The organism is Paenibacillus sp. FA6, from assembly GCF_051550225.1.
In the GTDB taxonomy this organism is placed as follows: Bacteria; Bacillota; Bacilli; order Paenibacillales; family Paenibacillaceae; genus Paenibacillus_AQ.
Window position 1 is genome coordinate 331,220 of the sequence record NZ_CP188820.1, and the last position, 25,324, is coordinate 356,543.

18 protein-coding genes, 3 pseudogenes and 1 other annotated feature are annotated in these 25,324 nt (G+C 42.3%); of the genes and pseudogenes, 20 read left to right on the forward strand and 1 reads right to left on the reverse strand.

The features are described from left to right. The first annotated feature begins 16 nt into the window (after positions 1-16). From ACP8HI_RS01525 to ACP8HI_RS01590, 14 genes are all read left to right on the forward strand, one after another. Positions 17-1,306 (forward strand): Gfo/Idh/MocA family oxidoreductase, encoded by a 1,290-nt coding sequence (locus ACP8HI_RS01525; protein WP_438349399.1) that lies wholly within the window; start codon positions 17-19, stop codon positions 1,304-1,306. 360 nt (positions 1,307-1,666) lie between these two features. Next, positions 1,667-1,834, forward strand: coding sequence for a hypothetical protein (locus tag ACP8HI_RS01530; RefSeq protein WP_438349400.1), 168 nt, complete (start codon positions 1,667-1,669; stop codon positions 1,832-1,834). 195 nt (positions 1,835-2,029) lie between these two features. Beyond that, positions 2,030-3,028, forward strand: coding sequence for a Gfo/Idh/MocA family protein (locus ACP8HI_RS01535; protein ID WP_438349401.1), 999 nt, complete (start codon positions 2,030-2,032; stop codon positions 3,026-3,028). Between the two features lie 414 nt (positions 3,029-3,442). Beyond that, a complete protein-coding gene (locus ACP8HI_RS01540; protein ID WP_438349402.1) occupies positions 3,443-4,126 on the forward strand; it encodes a helix-turn-helix transcriptional regulator in 684 nt (227 codons plus the stop codon). A 36-nt stretch (positions 4,127-4,162) separates the two neighbouring features. Next, positions 4,163-5,323: a MalY/PatB family protein gene (locus ACP8HI_RS01545; protein ID WP_438349403.1), complete on the forward strand. Its 1,161-nt coding sequence runs from the start codon at positions 4,163-4,165 to the stop codon at positions 5,321-5,323. Positions 5,324-5,345: 22 nt separating this feature from the next. Next, on the forward strand, positions 5,346-6,860 hold the full coding sequence (gene nhaC / locus ACP8HI_RS01550) for a Na+/H+ antiporter NhaC (RefSeq protein ID WP_438349404.1): 1,515 nt from the start codon (positions 5,346-5,348) through the stop codon (positions 6,858-6,860). 50 nt (positions 6,861-6,910) lie between these two features. Continuing rightward, on the forward strand, positions 6,911-7,294 hold the full coding sequence (locus ACP8HI_RS01555; RefSeq protein WP_438349405.1) for a RidA family protein: 384 nt from the start codon (positions 6,911-6,913) through the stop codon (positions 7,292-7,294). A 240-nt stretch (positions 7,295-7,534) separates the two neighbouring features. Further along, positions 7,535-7,687 carry a hypothetical protein gene (locus ACP8HI_RS01560; protein ID WP_438349406.1) on the forward strand — a complete coding sequence of 51 codons (153 nt, stop codon included), beginning with the start codon at positions 7,535-7,537 and terminating at the stop codon, positions 7,685-7,687. 52 nt (positions 7,688-7,739) lie between these two features. Continuing rightward, positions 7,740-8,441, forward strand: a complete 702-nt coding sequence (locus ACP8HI_RS01565) for a DsbA family protein (RefSeq protein ID WP_438349407.1) — start codon at positions 7,740-7,742, stop codon at positions 8,439-8,441. 192 nt (positions 8,442-8,633) lie between these two features. Next, complete coding sequence (locus ACP8HI_RS01570) at positions 8,634-10,406, forward strand: cache domain-containing sensor histidine kinase (protein WP_438349408.1); 1,773 nt, start codon at positions 8,634-8,636, stop codon at positions 10,404-10,406. Then, entirely contained in the window at positions 10,403-11,200 is a 798-nt protein-coding gene (locus ACP8HI_RS01575; RefSeq protein WP_438349409.1) for a response regulator transcription factor, read from the forward strand. The genes ACP8HI_RS01570 and ACP8HI_RS01575 overlap by 4 nt, the downstream gene beginning before the upstream one ends. A gap of 120 nt (positions 11,201-11,320) precedes the next feature. After that, complete coding sequence (locus ACP8HI_RS01580) at positions 11,321-12,655, forward strand: extracellular solute-binding protein (protein WP_438349410.1); 1,335 nt, start codon at positions 11,321-11,323, stop codon at positions 12,653-12,655. 56 nt (positions 12,656-12,711) lie between these two features. Continuing rightward, on the forward strand, positions 12,712-13,593 hold the full coding sequence (locus tag ACP8HI_RS01585) for a carbohydrate ABC transporter permease (protein WP_438349411.1): 882 nt from the start codon (positions 12,712-12,714) through the stop codon (positions 13,591-13,593). A gap of 16 nt (positions 13,594-13,609) precedes the next feature. After that, positions 13,610-14,494: a carbohydrate ABC transporter permease gene (locus ACP8HI_RS01590; RefSeq protein WP_438349412.1), complete on the forward strand. Its 885-nt coding sequence runs from the start codon at positions 13,610-13,612 to the stop codon at positions 14,492-14,494. Positions 14,495-14,569: 75 nt separating this feature from the next. Here the strand turns inward: ACP8HI_RS01590 and ACP8HI_RS01595 are convergent, their stop codons facing one another. Further along, positions 14,570-15,202 carry a hypothetical protein gene (locus ACP8HI_RS01595; RefSeq protein ID WP_438349413.1) on the reverse strand — a complete coding sequence of 211 codons (633 nt, stop codon included), beginning with the start codon at positions 15,200-15,202 and terminating at the stop codon, positions 14,570-14,572. Positions 15,203-15,364: 162 nt separating this feature from the next. Continuing rightward, positions 15,365-15,586, forward strand: a binding site (T-box leader). A 77-nt stretch (positions 15,587-15,663) separates the two neighbouring features. On the opposite strand from ACP8HI_RS01595, the gene tyrS reads away from it, so the two are divergent. The 6 genes and pseudogenes from tyrS to ACP8HI_RS01625 all read left to right on the forward strand — a co-directional run bounded on the left by tyrS (position 15,664) and on the right by ACP8HI_RS01625 (position 25,088). Further along, positions 15,664-16,926, forward strand: a complete 1,263-nt coding sequence (gene tyrS / locus ACP8HI_RS01600) for a tyrosine--tRNA ligase (protein ID WP_438351672.1) — start codon at positions 15,664-15,666, stop codon at positions 16,924-16,926. 1,520 nt (positions 16,927-18,446) lie between these two features. Continuing rightward, a pseudogene (locus ACP8HI_RS01605) lies at positions 18,447-18,965 on the forward strand (fibronectin type III domain-containing protein); the annotation flags it as partial. Between the two features lie 204 nt (positions 18,966-19,169). Next, a pseudogene (locus tag ACP8HI_RS01610) lies at positions 19,170-20,612 on the forward strand (hypothetical protein); the annotation flags it as partial. Between the two features lie 513 nt (positions 20,613-21,125). Then, positions 21,126-22,397, forward strand: a pseudogene (locus tag ACP8HI_RS01615) (right-handed parallel beta-helix repeat-containing protein); the annotation flags it as partial. 837 nt (positions 22,398-23,234) lie between these two features. Then, positions 23,235-23,870, forward strand: coding sequence for an S-layer homology domain-containing protein (locus ACP8HI_RS01620; protein WP_438351673.1), 636 nt, complete (start codon positions 23,235-23,237; stop codon positions 23,868-23,870). A 444-nt stretch (positions 23,871-24,314) separates the two neighbouring features. Continuing rightward, entirely contained in the window at positions 24,315-25,088 is a 774-nt protein-coding gene (locus ACP8HI_RS01625) for a hypothetical protein (protein ID WP_438349414.1), read from the forward strand. Positions 25,089-25,324 lie beyond the last annotated feature (236 nt).

The following is a 25,324-nucleotide window of genomic DNA, read 5'->3' on the forward strand; positions in this document are numbered from 1 at the left end:
AGAGGAGGCGTTTGGATTGAGTCAGAAGAAACGTTATGTTCTAGTAGGTACAGGGGGAAGAGCTGAGTTTTTCTATGCAGCGTTAGCCAGGGATTATCGAGATACCTCCGAGCTGATTGCCTTTTGTGATATGAACCAGACCCGTATGAACTATGCGAATCAATTATTACGTGAGAAGTATGACTATCCCGAGATTCCCACATATACAGCAGATCAGTTCGATCTGATGATTGATAGAGAGAAGCCAGACGTTGTTATTGTAACAAGTGTAGACCGTACACATCATACGTATATCATTCGCGCTATGGAGCTTGGTTGTGATGTCGTGACTGAGAAGCCGATGACTGTGGATGAAGAGAAGTGTCAGGAAATTCTAGACACGGTGAAACGGACGGGACGAAATATACGTGTGACGTTCAATTATCGCTATGCACCACATCATACGAAGCTAAAGGAATTGATAATGGACGGCGTGATCGGACAAGTTCATTCCGTGCATTTCGAATGGTTATTGAATACCCAGCATGGCGCAGATTACTTCCGTCGTTGGCATCGTGATAAAAGAAATAGTGGTGGGTTGCTCGTTCACAAGTCAACACATCATTTCGATCTCGTTAATTTCTGGATTGACTCTCAACCGGAGACGGTATTTGCGTTCGGAGATTTGATGTTCTATGGCAAGGAAAATGCGGAGAAGCGGGGAGAAACCCAATTCTATGAACGGGCAACAGGGAACCGGATTGCTAAGGAAGATCCATTTGCTTTGCACTTAGATGACAATGAACATTTAAAGGCCATGTATCTGGATGCCGAACATGAAGATGGATATCGCCGTGACCAAAGTGTATTCGGAGACGGAATTAGCATTGAGGATACGATGGGCGTATTAGTTCAATATAAGAATAAAGCGATTCTGACATATTCACTTGTTGCTTATCAGCCGTGGGAAGGATATCGAATTGTCTTTAATGGAAGCAAAGGACGTATTGAGGTGAATGTAGTTGAACAGTCATACGTGAATTCTGGAGGAGATAAAGCGTTAGAAGGTGCGTTAAAAGGCAAGTCGATCCACGTATTCCCTATGTTCGATGAGCCTTATGAAGTTGAGGTCGAAGAGGCGGAGGGTGGTCACGGAGGTGGGGATCCTGTGTTACTGAATGATATATTCGGAAATCCAGAACCGGATAAGTTCAATCGTGCTGCGAATCATATCGATGGAGCGAGATCCATCTTAACTGGCATCGCGGCGAATAAGGCGATACGGACGGGGCTTCCGGTTCGTGTCGATAGCTTAGTTCAATTCTAAAGAGTTGAGATATATAAGTGAGAGGCCTCCTGAGAAGGAGGTTTTTTCGACATAATAGAAAATATAAGTTTTTCGGAGGAATTCCAGATCTACCCTTTATGATTATTAAAACTCTATATAAGGTGTTGAAATCACTTGAATAGCCGATACGACATCTACCAAATTCCATCCGAATTCCATAAAATATCTTGAATTCCGGATGGATTTCAGTGGAATATGCATAGAGTGACGACGTTAGAGTGACAAATAAAGCTTCGCGCATGAAGGTAAGTGAAGGTAAGTGAATAGATGCAGAAAGTACACTTAATTAGCAGGAAAAGTAGGGGAAGAGAGAATTAGTTGTAAAAAGGACAGTTAAAAATGGCGATAACGCTGAAAAGTGGAATTTCCAGTAATTTAGATGTACTCCATGCAACTAAAGTTAGCTTCAGAGGGATTGGGTTGAATTTAGTTGTACTTATTGCACCTAATAGTGAATGGTGGAGGCGGAAGGTGACTGATGATGGTGATGCAGCTCATACCTGCTAGCGATACAATGTATCACTGGCATCGGAAACTTAAAATTAAAAATCTTCACTATATGAACTCTTTCACCAAGGACGCCGAAAGTAGTCTCTTCTTAATAGCGAATCCAACCACATATGAGTATAGTAGGGCTCAGGCTTCTTTTGTCTTATTGAATTTGGTAGAATATAGTCATCATTAGACTTGAGGAGGTACAGCATGGTACAAGCGACTGGACAGAAAATCAAGTGGGGGATATTAGGTACAGGCTGGATTGCAGGTAAGTTTACGAAGGATTTAGTCCATGCAAGGAATGGCGAGTGTGTAGCTGTTGGATCTCGAACGATGGATAGTGCCAAGCGATTTGCTGAACAACACCATATTCCCCGAATCTATGGAAGCTATGAGGAATTAGTGAGTGATCCCGATGTGGATGCAATATATGTGGCAACTCCACATCCTTTTCATAAAGACAGTGTGATGACTTGCTTGCGTGCAGGTAAAGCCGTGTTATGTGAGAAGCCTTTTACTGTGAATAGTGGCGAGTTAGAAGAACTGGTACGTTATGCGCAGGAACATAAGTTATTCCTAATGGAAGGCATGTGGACTCGTTTCCTACCTCCTATTATGAAGGTCAGAGAGTGGCTAAAGGACGGGCGAATCGGTGATGTACAGTTAGTGAAAGGTGAGTTTGGATTCCGTAGTGGCTGGGAACCTGAAGGAAGACTTCTTAACCCGAATTTAGGTGGGGGAGCGTTGCTGGACGTCGGGATTTATCCCATATCGTTCGCATCTATGATATTTGGAGCACAGCCGCAGACGATATCAAGTACAGCACATATTGGTGAGACAGGCGTAGACGAGCAATTCTCTATTCTTTTATCCTATGGATCTGGTCGAACGGCATCGTTGAACGGGGCAATCCGGCTCGAACTTAATAACGAAGTTTATATTCATGGAACGGAAGGAACGATTCATGTCCCATCTTTCTTTAATGCTCAAACCGTCTCACTTCATGTGGGTGGGGAAGAGGTGGAGCGGTTCACGGATGATCGTGAATGTGAAGGATTTACATTTGAGGCAGAAGAAGTGGGCAGATGTCTGATTGAAGGTCTTACAGAGAGTCCAGTCATGACGCTGGAAGAATCGCTAGGTATTATGAAAATACTTGATCAGGTACGCGGACAATGGGGACTCCGTTATCCATTCGAAGTATAGAGGTTGTTCAAAAAGTCATCTTTTGATCACGAAGTATATCGAGAGGTATATTCGACATCGAAGATTGAATTCAGCCGGTCCTTCCGGTGCTCACGTAGGTATTGCCTACGCTCCGCTCCTCACTCCCTCTCTTCATCCAATCTTCTCGGTGCTGAAAACCTGACTTTTTGAACTCGCATGTATAGAAAGAAGCAAACGGCTTGCTACATTCGTTATTCATTTGCGAGTGCTAGCAGGTCTTTTTTTATTGATGATTAATAATATTTTATCAATATAATAATTTATTGTAGAAAAGGGTTGTAAACGATTAATATTGATGATAATATGTTATCAAGATAATAAATTATCATATTTATTCTTTTAAATTGAATACTTAATTGTTAGTTAAGTGAATCTAGCTGGAGGCGGCATCCTATGGAGAATAATAACGTACATCTTTTGGTGAAGTATTACCCGATGGCTTCATTCATAGCATCCATTGTCGGACCTAAATGTGAAGTGGTTGTTCATGATATTAGTAATCCAGAACGCTCGATTGTTCATATTGAAAACGGTCACATCAGTGGGAGAAAAGTGGGGGACGGCTCGACAGACCTTGTCTTGAAGATTCTTAAAGGAGGGGCCTATCACGAGCAACAGTTCATATCGAACTATAAAGGTAAAGGGTCACTCGGTCAGACATTTCGCTCGTCGACGTATTTTATTAAGAATGAAAGCGGTGTATTGGTCGGTATGATGTGTTTGAATATCGACGTAACCCATTTAGATACAGCAGCTCAGTGGATTCAAGATTTGTTAGAAGGTGGAGGAGCCTTTCCGCCTAGCCCGAAAGTGCTAGAATCTGGTGCAGTCGAGAAGCCTGTTTCTGAATACTTGCAAGGAAATATGGATGACTTATTGGAACACATGATTGAGACGGTCATGTCTAGAACAGCTGTGTCACCTGAACGATTATCTGCCCAAGAGAAGATGGAATTAATTAAAGAATTTAATGACGAGGGTGTTTTTCTACTTAAAGGCGGTGTGGTACAAGTTGCGAAGGCATGTAATATGTCCGAACCAACGGTATATCGCTACTTACAAAAGGTGAAAGATTGATCGGAATAATATAGAAGCTTGTAGAGAGGGGAAATTATGAATACTAATTTTGATGAAGTAATTAACAGATACGGAACCAATTGTGCTAAATGGGATGGGTTAGTCGCAGAGTATGGTCAGGAAGTGATCCCGTTGTCCGTAGCAGATATGGACTTACGTGGCCCGCAAGCCATTATTGATGTGAGCGTAAAGATGGCGCAACATGGCATATTCGGATACACCGATTTATATCCCCCTTATTATGCGGCCGTACAGGGATGGATGAAGCGAGCATATGACTGGAATATCCCTCAAGAGTGGATTGTGTTTAGTCCACGAATTATACAAGCCGTTTCTATTATTCTGCAAAAATTTACGGATATCGGTGATCGTGTACTCATGCATACGCCAGCCTATCAACCGATTGCAAAGGCAGTCTCAGAGAATGGACGCGAGCTTGTTGAGAGTCCATTGATCTATCGGGATGGTCGTTATGAACTAGATTTCGATAATATGGAACTCCATATGCGGCAAGGTGTCAAAATACTGCTGTTAGTAACGCCTCACAATCCGACTGGACGCGTATGGACGGTAACAGAATTAACTCAACTAGCCGACTTGTGCACGAAGTATGATGTTCTGATTGTGTCGGATGATGTTCATGCTGATTTCGTACGTCCAGGCTATGAGCATACTGTTATTGCTAAACTATCCGAGCAAATCGCACAGCGAAGCATTATCTGCACTTCTCCAAGCAAATCATTCAACTTGGCAAGCTTGGAAATCGCTAACATTATTATTCCAAATGAGGATCTGCGGACGGAATTCAAGAAAGGTCTAGTTGAAGCAGGCATTCACAACCCAACATTCTTCGCAGTGCCGGTCTGTGAAACGGCTTATACTGCATGTGACGGATGGTTGGAAGAAGTGAAAGCCTATATTGAAGGTAATATTCATTTCGTAAAAGAATTCTTTGCTGAGCATTTTCCAGAGTTGCATATTGTTGAATCGGAAGGAACCTATCTACTGTGGATTGATTGTACTTCTTTTGATAAGAAAGACGAGAAGTTGAAGCGGTGGTTACTAGATGACGCTAAAGTTAGTGTGAGTTTCGGTACCTCCTTCGGACCGCAAGGTGAAGGGTTTATTCGTTTAAATGTAGCAACGTCGCGGGTGACATTGGAAGAAGCTTTACAGCGTATGGCGGCAGCGTACTAAATACTATTTCGAGGTGAACAACATGGGAAGCAAACAAGATAAGCAACCACAACAATCAAAGAAAAAAAAGGAAAAGGTCATAAAACCACCAACATTATTCTTAGCATTAATACCTGTTTTTACAATGATCCTACTACTAAGCTTGGGATATGTATTGTTTGAACTTCCTCCAGAACCATTGATTATTATCTCAGCGGTTGTCGCAGGGATAGTCGCTATTAAATTGGGCCATTCATATGATGATATTCTAGGTTCGATATCAGAAAAGATTGCTAAGACGATGCCCGCCATTCTTATCTTGATCACGGTTGGATTCATGATCGGTAGTTGGATGGTTGGCGGTACGATTCCAATGATGATATATTATGGGCTACAGATTATTAATCCTCAATTTCTAATTATTACGGCATTCTTAGTGACGTCCATCGTATCGATTTGTACAGGAACGTCCTGGGGATCTGCCGGAACGATTGGTGTTGCGTTCATGGGCGTTGCGGCCGGAATGGATGCGAATATGGCTGCTGTCGCTGGTGCAGTTGTTGCGGGTGCATACTTCGGGGATAAACTTTCTCCGCTTTCTGATACTACGAACATTGCCGCTTTAGCAACCGGAGTTAATCTGTACGAACATATAGGTCACTTATTGTATACGACCATTCCTTCTTTTATTGTTGCATCGATTGTATATGTCATTACTGGTTTAAACTCAGGAGGAGCCGGAGTTGAAATTCCGGAAAAAGTCGGTACAATTATGAGTACACTCAATACGATATTTAGCTGGAATTGGTTACTTATTCTTCCGATACTTATTGTCTTGGGAGGATCTCTTACGAAGAAACCGACGATCCCTGTTATGCTGATCTCATCCTTTGTCGCTATGGCGAATGCTATGATCTTCCAAGGTTTCTCGATTCAAGACGTTATGGTGTCTGCAGTGGGTGGATTTGACCTGTCCATGGTGAGTGCGGCTGGTTTCGATATTGCTAATGTCATTCCAGATATTCCTCGTTTGCTCAACCGTGGAGGTATGAGCTCCATGATGGGTACATTGCTTATCTGTTTCAGTGCCATTGTGTTTGCGGGAACGGTTTCCGTAACGAAATCACTGGATCTTATTATTAACAGATTGATGAGAATGGTTCATTCTACAGGTTCGTTGATCCTTTCGACGATTGCTGTTGGTATGGCTATGATCGGTATTACAAGCAATGGTCAGATTTCAATTCTTATGCCTGGTGAAATGTTACGTGAGACATATATCCGTAGAGGTTTACATCCGAAGAACTTATCTAGAACCATCGAAGACTCTGCGTCCATTATCGAGCCTATCTTACCGTGGACAGCTGCAGGTGCTTATATGGCCGGAACGCTCGGTGTGGCGACATTAGATTACTTGCCTTGGGCAGTACTTTGTTGGACAGGTATTATATTCGCCACCATTTGGGGCTACACTGGTTTCGGTATTGCCAAGTTGTCACCAGAGCAACAACAAGAAATGTTGAAGGAATTCGATACTGAACAGAAAGTTGCACAATAATTAATATGCTGATGAAGACTAGGAAATATTTAGATGGAGGAGATATGACGATGAGTACAAACAAAGAAATTATTCAAACAAATGATGCACCACAAGCCATTGGACCTTATTCACAAGCCGTTAAAGTTGGGGGTTTACTCTTCACATCGGGACAACTTGGGATCGATCCTAGTACGGGATTATTTCCAGAAACAGTTGAAGGGCAAACAAAGCAATCATTAAATAATGTGAAGGCCATTGTTGAGGCTGCAGGCGGAAGTATGAATCAAGTCGTGAAATCTACGGTATTTCTAAAAGATATGAATGATTTCCAAGTCGTGAACGAAATATATAGCGGGTATTTTGCAGAGCCTTATCCGGCTCGTAGTGCCGTACAGGTAGCGCGTTTACCGAAAGATGCTCTAGTAGAAATAGAAGTCATCGTTCAGCTGTAATAAGATTGTTTGAGGAAATAAGGTAGCAAAAAGGGATCATGGACGCTTTGCGTCTATGGTCTTTTTTGTTCATATAATAGAAAGTGTAAATTTTTTGGAGGACTTCCCGCTCTACCCTTTATGATTATTAAAAGTCTATATAAGGTAGTGAAGGTGAGGCTAGAATAGATGCAGAAAGTACATTTAATTAGCAGGAAAGGTAGGGAAAGAGAGAATTAGTTGTACAAAGGACAGTTAAAAATGGCGATAACGCTGAAAAGTGAAGTTTCCAGTAATTTAGATGTAGTCCATACAACTAAAGTTAGCTTCAGAGGGATTGGGTTGAATTTAGTTGTACGTATTGCACCTAATAGTGAATGGTGGAGGCAGAAGGTGACTTTTTATACCGAATGAAGGGCTGCTATTCTGTTATACTTACTCCCACTAATAGTTAAAAGGAGAATTTATGAAACAGACTAGCTCTAAATATATGATTATTATTTTCGCTGTCGTGTTGGTTGCTCTGTTGGTATTGATGGCTGTACTTAATAAGTCGCAGAATTCTTCAGCATTAGAGGACTTACCGAACTATACTGAAATTCGTGGAGAAATGAATCTAGATCAGATTGATTACAGCAGGCAACCACATTTGGGAAGTGGCACAACAGGGATACAGGTTATAGAATTTGCTGATTTTAAATGCCCAGCTTGTATGATGTGGGATGGGGCTTATTTCGAGAAATTAAAAGAGGAATTTGTAGATACAGATAAGATTGATTTATACTTCATGAATTTCGCCTTTATTGATCGAGATTCCATATTGGCTGCGGCTGCTGGGGAAAGTATTTATCAACAAAATAATGACGCATTCTGGCAGTATAAAAGCTTACTGTTTGAGAACCAGGGTATTGAGAAGGACATCTGGGCTACGGAGAAATTCTTGCTTCAATTTGTAAAAGATAATATCACGGGCATAGACTATGATCAATTTAAAAGTGATCTGAAAAACCATACGCATGCATTAGATGTAAAAGAAGACTTCAAGCTAGCCGGCTCCTTAGGTGTCAATGGCACCCCTAAATTTATGGTGAACGGAAGGCTCCTTCCTAGCTCTTCTTACGAAGATTTAGTCGCAGCGATTGAAGCGGAGATAGCTCGCGTAAAGTAATGGCATGTCCATTAAACAAAATTATTGGCGATATGAGAATGATGCCCTATGGGGAAGGCACTTGCGTAAGCAGCAGGTGTCTTTTTTCTTTCGAATCACTAGTAATATGCTCCTATATCCAAATGATTGTCGTACTTTTACAATGGTATTGTTATAGTTATCTAGGAAGAAGTAATCAACAATATATACACTATGGGGATGAACAGTGAGATGGGGAGATTAAGGGAGTTCAATACGCTTAGGAATCAGATATTCTTAGGTTTCTTTATAGTTATGCTCATTATTATTTGTGTCGCGGGAGTATTTATCTACGATAGAGTATCAACACTCCTTAAAGACAACACAGAGAAGCATATCCAGCAAACAGCCGTACAAGCCACCGGAAGATTGGATGCATTAATTGCGCAGATTGATAGCATGACAATGCAAGTAGCGACGAATTCATACGTTCAACAGCTGCTGGTGAAAGAATTAGATGGGCAACCCGGCACGTTTAACGAGCGTCAATCCTTGCTACAAATCGTTGGAAGTTATCAAGCATATACCACAGATGTAGAATCGTTGGAGCTGTATACTTCGGATAATAAGTTACTGTTTCCAATGGGGGAGAGTACGCTATCCAGTCGGGTAGACAAACGTTATATTGAAGAGGCGAATCGTCAGAAGGGACGGCTAGTCTGGATGGGAATTGATCCGAATGATACGGATTATATCCTGGCTATCAGGCAGGTCAGTTTAATGGATCGTTGGTTCTCTCGAGGTGGTTATATACTCGTACGTATTCAACGGAGTTATTTTCAACTGAATGAGCTACAAATAGTTAATGAGGCAGGGGAATTTATCCTGTTAGTAGATGATACTGGACGGATGCTTAATTCAAATGGGATAACAGATGCTGATTTGGAACCTCTCATGGACAGTGGGAATCAGACGGTGACGTTTGAGGGTAAGGACTATGTGATGGTTAAGCAACATTCGGAGAAGACCAATTGGACACTCATTATATTAACACCTGTTCGATATATCACCGAAGGTATCTCGATGCTTCAGACCGTTCTGTTTGCGTCGGGGGGTATTGGAGCATTGCTATTCCTAATTATGTCCTTCATCTTGTCTACGATGATTACTCGTCCCATTATCCAACTGATCAAAGCGATGCGCAAATCTCGATTTGGTGTACTTACACCCAATCACGAGTCGGTATACACGATAGAGCTAAGTGAATTGAACTATACGTATAATCAGATGGTCAATCATATGAATGAGCTGATTCGTGTTGTGTATGAGAAAGAAATGCTCCAGAGTCGTACCGAGTTAAAAGCATTACAGGCGCAAATCAATCCACATTTTCTATTCAATACATTAGAAGCATTTAATTGGTCGCTTCAGGAGAAGGGTGAGGAGGAATTAGCTAGTCTGGTCGTTGCCATGTCCAAATTGTTTCGCTATACGATCAGTAATCCGAATCATGACGAGTGGGTCACGATCGGTGAAGAATTGGAGCAGGTCAGACGCTATTTACTAATTATGCAGATGAGGCTTGGAGACCGCTTGAGTTGGCATGTAGATGTATCGCCAGAGTCTATGTCTGTTCCTATTCCGAAATTATTGATTCAGCCGATCGTCGAGAATGCGATTCTTTATGGGGTGGAAAGTAAGGTTAAACCAGGTAGGGTTACAGTCAGTGTGGTGCCATCCGAAAGTGTGGGTTGGACAACGGTAACCGTTACAGATGACGGTCTGGGTATGAATGAGGCAATGCTTCAGGAATTATATCATGCGTTGGAAGGTGGACCGTCTATTTCTTCTAAGGGAACAGGTATAGGTCTTGTCAACGTCCAGCGGCGCCTGAAGCTTTACTATGAAGGAGATCATGGAGAAGTAGAAGGATTACGCTTGAGCAGTCGTATATCGGAGGGAACTACCGTTGTTTTTGAAATACCAAGTGAACAAGGAGGACGATGAGATTGATAAAGACGATTCTGATTGTGGATGATGAGCCTCGAACTCGAGAGGGAATTCGGAATACGCTGGAAGCGTACCTGACTGAACAACCTTACCGAGTTGAAACGGCATCTAACGGAGTAGAGGCCATGGAGTGGCTTCAGCATAATGTCGCTCATCTATTGATTACAGATGTTCGGATGCCGGAGGTTAGTGGTCTGGATTTAATCCGTTCACTTCAAGATAAACCCCATAAGCCATTGGTGATCGTTATCTCGGGTTATGCAGAATTCGAATATGCGCAGAAGGCGCTTCAATTCGGTGCAATCAATTACCTACTTAAGCCATTAGATAAACAAGAGCTTCTGAGCGTCGTACAGCAGGCATTGCAAGTGGGAGTGGATAGGAGGCGCAGAGAGAATATAGAGAAGCTAGTCGACAAGAAGTTATTGGGGTTAGATGATTCGAATGAAGGCCAGAGTACGCCAGTTCGTGAGGCCATGGCGTATGTGGAAGGACATCTGCAAGAGCCGATTACCCTGAGTGGGCTTGCGGTGTTGCTTCATTTGAATGCCAGTTACTTCAGCGTACTATTCAAAGAACAGGCTGGAATTACATTCAGTGAATACCTATCGCGTAGTAGGATTCAACAAGCTAAGGTGCTACTTACACAGACCCGAATGCCTATTGGTGAGATTGCTTTAAAGGTAGGTTATCAGACCGATAAATATTTCATCAAAGTGTTTAAGTCATTGGAATTGATTAGCCCAAGCAGATATAGACAACATATTGGGCAGCAAGACGAGATAGAATAGATCCAATAATAATGGAGTTTTCCCAAATGATTGTGACCTTATGGACTTTCAACGCCCGTGCTAAGATATAAATGTGAACGGTTACAATAGCCGTACGACAACGAATAAGGGGTTGAAGTGATGTCTAGAAAGAAGATAACTTCTGGTTTGCTACTTGTACTTGCAATGATGGTTGTATTGTCTGGGTGTGGTGGGGCTAGCGGTAATAAGGGAAAAGAGACGAACGGTGCATCGAAGGGTGGAACTGAACAGAAAGTCACCTTGAATATGATGCATTTGTGGCCAGCAGGAAGCTCAGCACAGCAGAATAAGCTTGTAAGTGAAATTATCAATCAGTATCAGACTGATCATCCTAATGTGACCATCAAGCAAGAGATTCTAGAAAATGAGCAATATAAGAACAAATTAAAAGTGTTATCCGCGTCTAATGAGCTACCAGATGTAGGAATAACATGGGCGGCAGGATTTATGGAGCCTTATGTAAAAGGTGGCCTGTTCGCAGAGTTGGATGATATTCTTGGCGGGGAACAACTAAAGGATAAATTCGTAAGCGGCACCACGGAAGCATATGCCGTGGATGGCAAGACATATGCACTTCCCATTGAACTGAATATTTCTCCAATTTATTATAACAAAGCAATTTTTGCTAAATATAATCTTCAGGTTCCCACAACGTACGATGAATTCAAGCAAGTTGTGAAAACGCTAACAGAGAATGATGTAGCTCCAATTGCCCTTGGGAACAAGGATCGCTGGACGGGGTCATTATGGTATATGTATTTAGCAGATCGCATCGCGGGGAATGAAACCCTTAAGAAGGCGATTGACGGTTCAGGTTCATTTGATGATCCAGGTCTAATTCAAGCAGCAGCTGAAATTCAGACTTTAGTAGATATGAATGCCTTCAACAAAGGTTTTAACGGACTTTCCAACGATGAAGGTAAATCCGAATTCATGAATAGTAAGGCTGCTATGTATCTCATGGGAACATGGGAACTACCGAACTACACGAGCAACCCAGATATCCCGCAAGAATTCAAAGATAACATTGGATTCTTCAAGTTTCCAACCGTTGAAGGTGGAAAAGGGAATATTAACAGTTGGGTCGGTGGTCCTGGTGTAGGTCTATTCGTAGCCGAACAATCTAAGGTTAAAGATGAAGCCAAAGCCTTTGTTGAATACTTTGTCTCCAAGTGGGGCGAGCAGTCCGTAACAGCAGCGGGAGTTATCCCAGCAACGAAGGTAGATACAACACAAGGATCTTTACCACAGTTGTATATTGATCTATTTAATGAATTGAATAGCGCTAGTAGCATTACACTATTTGCTGATGTGCAAATGAAACCGAATGCTGCTCAAGAACATTTGAATATGATCCAGGCATTATTCGGTAAGGTAGCTACCCCAGCAGAATTTGCGAAGAAACATATGGAAGCTATAGAGAAAGGAAATTAAGTAAGAAGGCGTTTCATACATCGAGATATACACTAGGGAAGGAGAGGACGAGACAGATGGACAAAGTCATGTCTAACAAAGGTATCATTGCACTATACATCCTACCTTCACTGCTACTCATTATGGGAATCATATACATTCCAATTATATTAACGGGTTATTATGGGCTGAATCAGTGGGATGGGATAAGCGCAATGACCTTTATCGGCCTAGATAACTATACTAGTCTTCTGAAAGATTCAAATTTCTGGCAGAGCGCCTATCATTCACTGCTACTCGCAGCATTTTCGGTCATTAGCCTATTGGGATATCTACTCATTGCGATCGTATTGTCTGGGAGAATAAAAGGTGCAAACCTACTTCGGAAAATCTATTTAGTTCCCATGCTACTATCTTCCGTAGCAATCGCTCAGTTGTGGCTGAAAATTTATCATCCGACGAATGGAGTAGTGAACACCTTCTTGGTATCACTTGGTATTGAGAATCCTCCATTATGGTTGGCTGATCCTAAGATCGTCATGTTATCACTCTTTGTACCCATCTTGTGGCAATACGCAGGGTTTTACATTCTGATCTACTATGCCGCATTGAAGAATATTCCTGAGTCATTAGTGGAAGCAGCGAGAATCGATGGAGCAAGCGGATGGCAAATCGCTTATGGAATTAAGCTTCCGTTAATCACAGAGGTCATCAAAGTAACGATTGTCTTGGCTGTCGTTGGATCTCTGAAATATTTCGATCTTATTTACGTGATGACGGATGGAGGTCCCAATGGATCGAGTGAAGTGATGGCATCCTATATGTATCATAAAGCCTTTAGAAGCTTTGATTTCGGCTATGGTAGTGCGATAGGCTTCTTCCTGTTACTCATCTGCTTGGTCGTGACGTACCTAATTCGTAAGGCAACTGCCTCTAAAGACACTATTCAATATTCATAAGAGAGGAGGTACCCTCATGAAGACGAACACGGTGACGGCTTACCCAGTGAATGAGATAGGGTTGGGGCGGAGGACTTTAAGTAAAGCTGGTTATAGTATTTTATATTTGGTACTTATTATGGTAGCACTTCTGCAAATTTTACCGTTGATCTGGTTGTTTATATTCTCGCTGAAGAACAATCAAGAAGTATTCGATATGGCCCCGTTTGCGATACCAGCACAGCCACATTGGGAGAACTATGTGAACGCATGGACTCAAGGGAATATAGGCAGCTATTTCCTCAATAGCGTATGGGTGACGGGTGTAGCTCTGGTGCTTACCGTATTGCTATCTAGCATGGTTACCTTTGCGATGACGCGGATGAAATGGAAGGCAAGCTCATTCGTTCTAGGTCTATTCATGGTAGGAATGATGATCCCAGTCCATTCAACATTGATTCCATTGTTCAGTATCTTTCAAAAGGTTAATTTAATAGATAATCCTATATCGATTATCATAGCGTATGTTGCATTTAATATGCCAATCACCATTATGATTCTACTTGGATTTTACTACGCTTTGCCGAAGGAAGTTGAGGAAGCGGCCGTGGTGGACGGAGCTTCAATCAATCGGATATTTTTTCGAATTGTCTTTCCAATGACTTCCTCTGTCATAGCAACTACTGGAATTATTAATATGATTTATAACTGGAACGAATTTATATTCGTCAACACATTCATCAGCTCAGATAAATATAAAACACTGACTGTTGGTGTCCAGAACTTTATCGGACAGTACACAACGGATTGGGGAGCAATTGGCGCTACATTAGTCATTAGTATTCTGCCAATAATGTTAGCTTTCCTACTCATGAGTGACCGCATTGTCGAAGGAATTGCCGCTGGATCAGTTAAAGGTTAGCCCTTAAATAATGAAAAGACAGTCGCTCGAATTCTAATAAAGAATTCGAGCGACTGTCTTTATATGGGTAGTTAGTTATGCTTTGTAATTAGGATTATGCTGAGAATAGCCACCGTCAGGATTATCGACTTGCGTATCTCCATCGCCATCTCTGAAATAGCCATCGACATGAGTACCATCCGCACGTTCATAACCACTCACGTAATGTGGTTCAACATCATGCATATTTGGATTCTCGATGGAGGAACTCTCAACGGAGTCCACACCATCCGCGCCATCTACGAAATCCAATATACCAACGGCCAAAGTAGCTACAGCAGCTACTTTTATTAAACCTTTGGCACCATTTTTTATTTTTTCATTATCTTCTTCCACGAAGCCAACTACCATATCTTTGCCATTGTTATAGGTATACTTTACAGTACCAACAACACCTTTGGCTGTTGTAGTAACAGCACCACCGATATCTTTCATTCCATTGCTGGATTGTTCTTCGTTGCTAGTGATCACACCTGCCGCTGTATCATATATACCACTTGCCAAGTTACCGGCAGTTCTTCCTGCAATAATAGTAGCTTTCTCAACACCGTCGCCGATCTCTTTGACGAAATGACTACCTGTTATCTCACCAACTACACGGACGCTCCCACCGATGACTTTGCCAGTCACTTCACCTGCGAAGTTACCAAGTCCTTTAAAGAAACCCATATGTATTTCTCCTTCCAATCTATCTGTTAGAATAGTTCTTATGTACTAGAATAGTTCAATTGTATGATAAAACGGATAGTTATGACAAGAGATAGATGAATGTTGCAGATTGTGAATTGACAACGGGCTAATCATTCTCTATACTGACTTTAATCTAATACACGGTATACGTTGAAGGAATTAGTAGCAAGCTGTCACTGTTATTCAGAAAGCTAGGGGTTGATGCGACCTAGTACAAACAAACTTGCGAATTACACTCTGGAGTATCTTAGGTAACACTAAGCGGACTAGCAAACGATACTCTTGCTAAGAGTGGTATGAATAGAGGTAGTAACACTATTTATGCAATTTGGGTGGTAACACGGTTAATGAATCGTCCCTATGTCTATTGTAGACATAGGGGCGATTTTTGCGTATGGACAACTTTTATTATAAAAAGGAGCTTGATGACGATGAGTAACATGAATATTATTGATGAACTAGAATGGCGCGACGCGATTAATCAGCAGACAGATGCAGAAGGGCTACGCGAATTAGTTAATGAGAAGAAAATTACTTTGTACTGCGGTGTCGATCCGACGGGGGATAGCATGCATATTGGACATTTAATTCCTTTCATGGTGATGAAACGATTCCAATCATTCGGACATTTGCCTGTGATCTTAATTGGTGGAGCAACAGGGACCATTGGTGATCCAAGTGGACGTCAAGACGAGCGTCAATTACAGACATTAGAGCAAGTACAAGACAATGTGAACGCACTTACAGCACAAATGAAGAAGCTATTCGTTGCCGATAACGATGATCAACTAAAAATGGTGAACAACTACGACTGGACTCATACGATTAACGTGATTGACTTTTTACGTGATTATGGGAAGAACTTCAGCATCAATGCGATGTTGGCCAAAGATGTCGTATCAAGTCGCTTAGATACTGGAATTTCATTTACCGAGTTCTCATACCAAATTCTTCAATCCATGGACTTCCATCATCTGTATGCAGAAGAAGGTGTTCAATTACAAATTGGTGGTTCTGATCAATGGGGGAATATCACAAGTGGTCTAGACTTAATTCGTAAAAAAGAAGGCTCAGAAGCGAAGGCATTTGGATTAACGATTCCATTAATGTTGAAAGCAGATGGTACGAAATTTGGTAAAACAGCAGGCGGGGCGATCTGGCTAGATCCTGATAAAACATCACCGTATGAGTTCTACCAATTCTGGTTGAATACAGATGATCGTGATGTCGTTAAATACTTGAAATACTTCACATTCTTAACGCAAGACGTCATTCATGAATTAGAGAATAAAGTGAATACAGAACCAGGTAAACGTGAAGCACAACGAGTACTTGCTGAAGAGATGACCAAATTTGTTCATAGTGAAGAGGCTTTGGCGCAAGCGATCAAGATCTCGGAAGCTTTATTCAGTGGAGACGTGAAATTATTAACAGCGGATGAAATTGAGCAAGGGTTCAAAGAAATGCCGACTTTCGAAGCGACTAAAGAAACAAAGAATATTGTGGATTGGTTAGTAGATCTAGGTATCGAACCATCGAAGCGTCAGGCAAGAGAAGATATTACTAATGGGGCTATCTCTATGAATGGTGAAAAAGTAGTAGATCTAAACACGGAAGTGTCTGCAGACAAATCATTCGACGGCCGGTTCATCATTATTCGTAAAGGTAAGAAGAAATACAGCCTAGTTAGATTAGTGGATTAAGCACGAGAGTATTACAGATATGATAGAACGTGATTAGTGAAATTGTGACCCGTAAGATGGACGCTTTGAAAGAAGTGACTATTTTATGGGTCTTTTTGTGTTTCGATCCACTTTTGTTTTCAGCTGTCAATATCCCCAAGGTATATTTTCAAGGTGCCCGATAATCATATGAACACTTTTCTGCATGGAATCCATGAAAGAGCCTGCTTGACCTCTTAATTGTACATTTCTGATCAGATGATTATGGTTGTAATGGATGGTAACTCATATGATTTAATTATTGATAGCGCTTTCAAAAAAAGTGCGTTCTTCAAAATTTAAGTTGATGGGGGTTTGATGATTTGGGATTGAAACGAACTGCAAGTCTCTTAGTGTGTATGGCATTGTTGTTGAATTTGCTAATGCCGAATATGTGGATGTCAGCTGCAAGTGCAGCTGGATCGGGAAGCCCAGTCTTTGTTGATGATTTGGAGGGTGCAACTACAGCTAATTTATTTACACCGGGATACATGACGTTGCCGAATGATCCAGCGAAGCCAATGTATCTTAAAACAGGTGGGACGGTTACAGCTACTGATGGTACAGTGACTTTAGCTGGAGCAAGAACGACAATAGGTGCTTCATCTACTATAGGCACTACACCACTCGAAGCACCAAATGGTGCCTTTGATTTAAGTAAGCCTTATCAGATTATCATCAACATTTCTAGCGGTAGTGGTGCTGGGAAATTCCAAGTATATATAGATAATAATACGACAGGTGCGGCCAACTCCATTCACGGAAGTTCTTCGAAAGTTTATGAAAAGGTAGCTAATGATATTGGTACAGAGAAAATCGTTATCGAACCTAATGTTGGAACAGTGAATTCATTCATTGCACTCCGTACTGAAAGTACAGCAACAGTATCCATTGACAGTATAGCCATCGTGTATGAGGGAGATGCGGATCCAACGGGTCCTACAAATCCACCCGATCCGACGACGCCACTTGCTCCGATCGTGGTGGCTTCAGCAGGTGATGAACAAGTCAGTTTATCATGGAATGCTATCAACGATGCGGATCATTATATGGTAGAACGTTCTTTATCAAGCGGGGGACCGTACGATGTGATCCAAACGAATGTAAGCTCAACCGTCTATGTAGATTCAGATGTCATGAATGGTACAGTCTATTATTATGTCATCACAGCATCAATTGGTGGGGTGGGATCAGATCGTTCTAATGAGGTGAGCGCAACACCGCAAGAACCCGGTGCTCAACTTCCAGGTCCGGTATTCTTCGATGATTTCGATAGAGCAACCCAATCCAATTTGTTCACAGCAGGATATGTATCATTGCCCAATCAAGCAACGAAACCCATGTATATTTCAACATCTGGAGCTTCTAGAACTTCAGTCGATGAAGTGAATGGCACAGTGAAATTGGGCAATGCGAGAATGGCAATAGGTGCGTTATCCAATACATTAACAACAACAGAGAGCACACCTGGTGGTGTGTTTGATCTGAGTATACCGTATCAAATGATTATTAATTTCTCTAGTAGTAGCGGTCCTGGAAATTTCCAAGTATTCGTAGATAACAATACGAGTGGCACGGCTAATTCAATCCATGGTACTTCTTCAGAAGTATATAAAAATAGTGCGGATGACATTGGTGCAGGCAAAATCATTATCGATTCTGGAGTCGGTACAGCGAATTCATTCATCCAACTTTGGGCTTCTAGTACGGCTGAGGTAGTTATAGATAGCATAGCAATCGTATATGAGGGCGATGCGGACCCAACTATACCTTTATTGCCGACGGCTCCCGAAGGACTACAAGCAGTGGCAGGTGACGAAGAAGTGACTCTTAACTGGAACCCTAGTAAGAAGGCAAGCGGGTTCTCAGTGAACTATTGGACAGAAGATGATCAATCAGATTTGAGGACTGATGTTCTGAATACGAACACGAACATCCATACGGTTACGGGATTAACCAACGGGATGACCGTTTACTTTGTAGTTATCGAGCATAATGAAGCGGGTTCCAGTGACGAATCCAATAGGGTGTCTGCTATCCCAGTCGAAGCATCCATTCCGGCGGCACCAACTGGATTAACGGCGATGCCTAGCAATAGTGAGGTGAGACTCACATGGACATCGTCCCTTGGAGCAACTAGCTACAATGTGAAACGCAGTACAAGTGGAATAAATGATGAATACGTGGCAATAGGCGTGGAAAGTAGCAGCTTCACGGATAGCAATGTGACCAATGATGTTGAATACGTCTATGTCGTATCTGCCGTGAACAAAAGAGGCGAGAGCGTAGGCTCTAATGCAGTCAAAGCTATACCCTCCATACCACTTCCAGTAGACGAGTATAATCTGACAGGTTTCAGCTATGGAGCTACAGGTGGTGGCAATATTGCGGAGACAGATCCCTCATACATCAAAGTATATACTCCAGAAGATCTTGCCGAGGCCATCAACAAGAAAAAGGGACCCAATAAGGACGGTTATAGAGTTATAGAAATAATGAATGACCTTAATCTCGGGTGGAATGAAATTTCGGCTGAAGCGAAGACGGCTGCAGGAGATATATTCAGAGTCAATAATCCGGCGCTTACCAATCCGGTTCTTATGGGAACAGGAGTCAGTAAGATTGAACTTAAGGATCTTCATGATGTAACAATCTTCTCGGCAAACGGAGCGACAATCAAACATGTTGGGATTGTGATGAAGAGCAGTTCTAACGTGATCATCCGTAACCTTGAGTTTGACGAACTATGGGAATGGGATGAAGTGACCAAAGGAGATTACGATAAGAACGATTGGGACTTTCTGACCCTAGAGCAAAGTACGAAAGTGTGGATCGATCACTGTACATTCCATAAATCATATGACGGCGGTATCGATATCAAAAAAGGCAGTTCTGGTGTAACGATATCATGGTCATTATTTCAAGGTGATGATGGAAGTGCAGGCAGTTGGGTTACCCAGCAAATCAATGCTTTGGAACAAAATATTGATTCGTATACGATGTATAAATTTTTACGGAATCAAGGTTTAAGTGTCGATGATATTATTGCGGTAGCTTCTGGACAAAAGAAGCAGCATTTGATCGGTGCAACAAGCTTTGATAGTTTAAATCCCAAATTGGAAACGACGCTACATCACAACTATTACAAAGACATGATGGATCGCATGCCGCGCCTTCGTGGCGGTAATGCCCATGCTTACAATATTGTCATGGACAGCGCTGCAATAAGGGAAGCAGGTAAGCGCATCACTCCAGAACAAAGTGCGGCGATCTCATCCAAAGGATATAAATTCGGCGTAACAAGCAATGGGGCCATCTCCACTGAGGGCGGGGCCGTTCTGGTGGAGAACTCGCACATTATTGATCTGTTATACCCGGTACGAAATAATCAGACAGATCCTAACAATCCGAGTTACACTGGCAAGATTCTTGCGAAGGATACAATCTATTCCTTAGATGGGGTTACTTTTAGAGGGGATAGCACAACACCGGATAGTCCTCTGGCTCCTATTCCTGCGGTACCGATTGAGTTCTCCTGGAGTGGTATGACGGAACTTCCATATATGTACACACTGGATGATCCAGGAACACTCATGGATAGACTTACTGCGAACAATGGAGCGGGAGCAGGGAAGCTATCATGGTCGAAGGAGAATTGGTTGATTACGATGGGATACGATGGGTCGGGAGATCCCGGTGAAGTAGATCCACCACCAGTCGGCGTAGCGCCACTCGCACCGACGAATGTTTCCTTTATAGAAGGTGCTAATAGCATCGCTTTGAAGTGGAAGGCATCGGTGGGTGCAACTGGATATAAGGTGTATCGCAGTACGAATAGCGGCAGTGGTTATGTTGAGATTGGCAATAGCACAACTGCTAACTACACTGATTTAACGGCACAGTACCCTAATCATTATTACTATGTCATAAGCGCTCTAACTAGAGCCCTTGAGAGTACGACGAAATCTGTGGAGGTAAGTGCGTCGCCTTTGGCTCCGCTACTAGTTGCTCCGACGGGATTGTCCAGTCGAGCAGGGAACAGTAAGGTTGATTTAAGCTGGCAGCCTGTCACAGGAGCCGTTAGCTATAATATCATGCGTAGCGTGAGCAGCGGAGTTGGCTACACATTGCTTGATAATGTGAACGGTGTCGAGTATTCCGATACGACAGCTGTAAACGGAATAACCTACTACTATGTCATCACGGCACTTGATGCGGACCAACGGCAAAGTACGTTGTCGGTTCAGGTAACGGGTAAGGCATCAGCTCCTATTACTCCACCAACACCACAGGAGGGAGACTTGATTGTTGCTCCGAACGGTCAAGACGGTAATATAGGAACAATCGAGAGCCCATTGAGTCTTACCTCGGCAATTACCAAGATCGCTCCGGGGGGAACTATCTATTTGTTAGATGGCACATACAGCTACTCTGTTCCGGTAACGATTGAACGCAATAACAACGGGGATGCAGTGAATGCACGCAAGCAGATCATTGCGTACAATACTGGCGGAGCTGTGTTGGACTTCTACGGGCAGGCTTTTGATAGCACGAATCGGGGCTTACAGATTTTCGGGAGTTATTGGCTAGTAAAAGGAATTGAGGTCAAGGGTGCTGGCGATAACGGAATTTTTATCGGTGGTAACTATAATGTCATTGAGAACGTAGAAACTCACCATAACCGTGACTCAGGGCTTCAAATTAGCCGTTATTCTTCAACGGCTCTGGATAGTGAATGGCCGAGCTACAATGAGATTATTAACGTATACTCTCATGACAACTTCGACCCGGATAACGGGGAGGATGCAGACGGTTTTGCTGCTAAGTTGACCATTGGACCAGGTAATATCTTTGATGGATGCATCGCCGCTTACAACGTGGATGATGGCTGGGATTTATTCACGAAGAAGGATACAGGTCCGATAGGTATTGTGACCATTCGCAATAGCATTTCGTATGCGAACGGGAAGACATCTGATGGGAACGAGACAAGTAACAGTGACGGTAACGGCTTCAAGCTAGGTGGAGAAAAGATTGCTGTTAATCACATTGTTGAGAACAACATCGCATTCATGAATAAGAAGCATGGCTTCACTTGGAACAGTAATCCAGGTTCGATCACGATATCGAATAATACGTCATGGAGCAATGGTGAGAGTAACTTTGCTTTTGATCAGGGCACACATGTATTTACGAATAACCTTTCCTACAAGGGCAAATCCAGTGATAAGACGAGTGGTCATGATGTTCAAAGCACGAATGTATGGTGGCATAATACGAAGGGGAGCATGAACGCCAAAGGTTTGAAAGCAGACGATTCCGATTTCGTCAGTCTCATCCCAACTATTACGCGCAATGCAGATGGTTCACCGAATATCGGCGAATTTTTAAAGCTTGCCGCTATGAGTGATATGAAGGGCGCAGGGACTCCAAGCGGTATGGATATTGGAGCAATATTTAATACGATGGAGCCAGATCCCGAGCCGGACCCAGGCACAGATCCTAAGCCAGATCCTGGTACAGATCCTAAGCCAGACCCAGGCACAGATCCTAAGCCTGATCCAGGTACAGATCCTAAGCCTGATCCAGGCACAGATCCAGGGACCAATCCACCAGCAACAAACGGTAATTTGGGCGGGTCCACGTCAGGTACACAACCAAGCGTAGTTAAAGATACGAAACCAAATACGGGTCGTGGAGTGAACATTACATCAACGCGGACCACAGAACAACGGAACGGCAAGACGGTTGACGTAAATACGGTATCACCCAAAACTTTGAGTGAAGCGTTTGTCACAATCAGCGGAAATCAGGTAAATAATCAACGGATTTTCATTGAAGCAGGTTCAGGTTCGGATTCAGGAGCAACAGACTTTAAGCTTCCACTTACAGCTATGCTTGAAGGTGTGAAGAAAGCGCCAGACGCCGTAGTATCGCTCAGATCAGGTAATGTCATTTACGATTTACCTTTAAGTGCGATCAATCTTGAGAGTCTAACCAAAGGATTGACGGATCCAAGTAATGCAGTCTTAACAGTGTCGTTTACGCACATCAGCGGTCACACCGCAGAACAGTTAACAGCACAATCGAAACTAGCAGGGTTAACTATCCTAACGAATCCTATTGAATTCACTATCACCGTTTCCGACAAAGGTTCGAATATGGAAGTGAATGAATTCAACAGCTATGTATCGAGAACGATTATTATGGGAACTACAGATTTATCCACAGACCATATGACGGCCGTCTCGTATGATGCTGACAAGGGCGAGTGGGTGTTCGTTCCAGCGATGATCACCATCGTGAATGGGAAAGTAGAAGTAACGATTAAAAGATTAAGCAACAGCATCTATACGATTGTCGAGCACCACCAAACATTCAATGACATTGGCGGACATTGGGCGAAGAGTGAAATTGAGCTATTAGCATCGAAGCTAGTGATCAAAGGAATGACCGATACTACGTATAAGCCTGACAATAGCATGACTCGTGCGGAAATCGCTAGCTTGCTAGTACGTGCACTAGGATTGAAAGAACAAACAACCGCACAGTTTACAGATGTCGCATCGAATCAATGGTATGCGGGAGCTGTAGGAGCCGCAGTGAAAGCGGGCTTAGTAACCGGTGTAGGCAATGAATTATTCGACCCGAATGCGAATATCACTCGCGAAGAAATGGTGGTCATGATTAGTCGAGCATTGCACATGGCCGACAAAGATGTCGCAGTAGATGTTCCATTACTGTTGAAGTTCAATGATCATAAGAAAATTAGCAACTGGGCGGAAGAGCAAGTATCACAAGTGCTCAAGGCAGGCATTATCAATGGCAATACGGTGAACACTTTTGCACCCAAAGACGATGTAACTCGTGCTGAAGCGGCGGTTATGCTGCAACGCTTCCTGAAATACGTTGAGTTTATGAATTAACAAATCGCCCTCTCGTTCTCTATGAATGGTGAAAAAGTAGCAGATGTAAACACAGAGTGTCTGCAGACAAATCATTTGATGGTCGGTTTATCCTTATTCGTAAAGGTAAGAAGAAATGTAGTCTAGTTAGATTAGTGGATTAATAATGTCATTGTTGTATTCGTTAGGAATATTAAGAAAACCGAGTAATCCATCATATGGGCTACTCGGTTTTTTCTGTAGTATTCAGACTTAATAGGTGAATTGATATAAATAGTATTAAACTTTATCCGAAAACATGTTGATATTGATAATCATTATCTATATAATGAGAATGGTTATCAGTTGAGTTGTTGATATTCATGAATGAGAATAGTAGTTGTTCAATAAAAGGATGCCTAAGCAGAGTGTGTAATGAATACAATAAAAAAATCTTTTGTAAGGAGATGAATTGGGGAATTGGAAATGGAGAAAAGTGGAGTTGTTAATCAACAAGTGCTAAAGTTGGCGGCTACATTAGTCAAAAGAGGCTTCCTATTGGAAGTCGAAGGAGATTGTATCAGTCTGAGTGCCGGTAATGGACCTCAAGATTATAAGGATTTGAAACATCTACTCGAACGTGCTGGGGTTCCAGTTTGTTATTCGGGTCTTCAGATGCAAATATTAAGTCCCATCATCCCTATAGAAGTTTTAAGATTGGTTGAAGCATTACCCGTTCATTATGCTAGATCTCATATTCCAGACTATTTCTATTCGTGGAAGGCATTTACGAGACGGAGCCATGGTGTGAAATGGAATAGTCTATCTCTGGATAGAGGAGTAGCTATATTGGTGAAAACGTTAAGTGCTAGCGGCATTCTCGTAACAGGTGGCTGTGATGGACATCGACGACAAGCGCCCCAAGTATTTTTTGCTAGTATATGGTCGGCAGCATGGTTTCATGTACTTCAACAACAATATTTGGAACTTACCGGCCTATATTATGATTGGGAAGTAGTTATAGATAAGCACAATAATCCGAGTCTCCAGGCTATATTGGCCGAACATCAGAAATGGAATATATCTATGATCCAACATGATGGACTGATTATTTCAGAAATGTTGCATGAGATTGGACCACAGCTCCGAGTGATGAAGCGTCAGATTTTTAAGAATCGCAGTATGAGACAACAAGCTGAAAGTTTAGAAAATAACTTCGATGAACTATGTGAGTGGATGATTGATCTGATTACTGCATAAATGTAGCTTACACGATGGACTGTTTCTGAAGGTCACGAACATGACTTTTGGGAACAGTCCTATTTGTATTTGCTGAAGGGATAGTTATCGTGTTAGTGAGTTGACGTATATACATAGGAGGGTCCGAACGAATCGGAAATTTCTTATATTGTATGCCATCTGTCGGCATATCACGCTCTTTGTTTATACGAAAATGAAGGGTTGCGGTAACCGTCAATAAAAATAGTTATTGACTA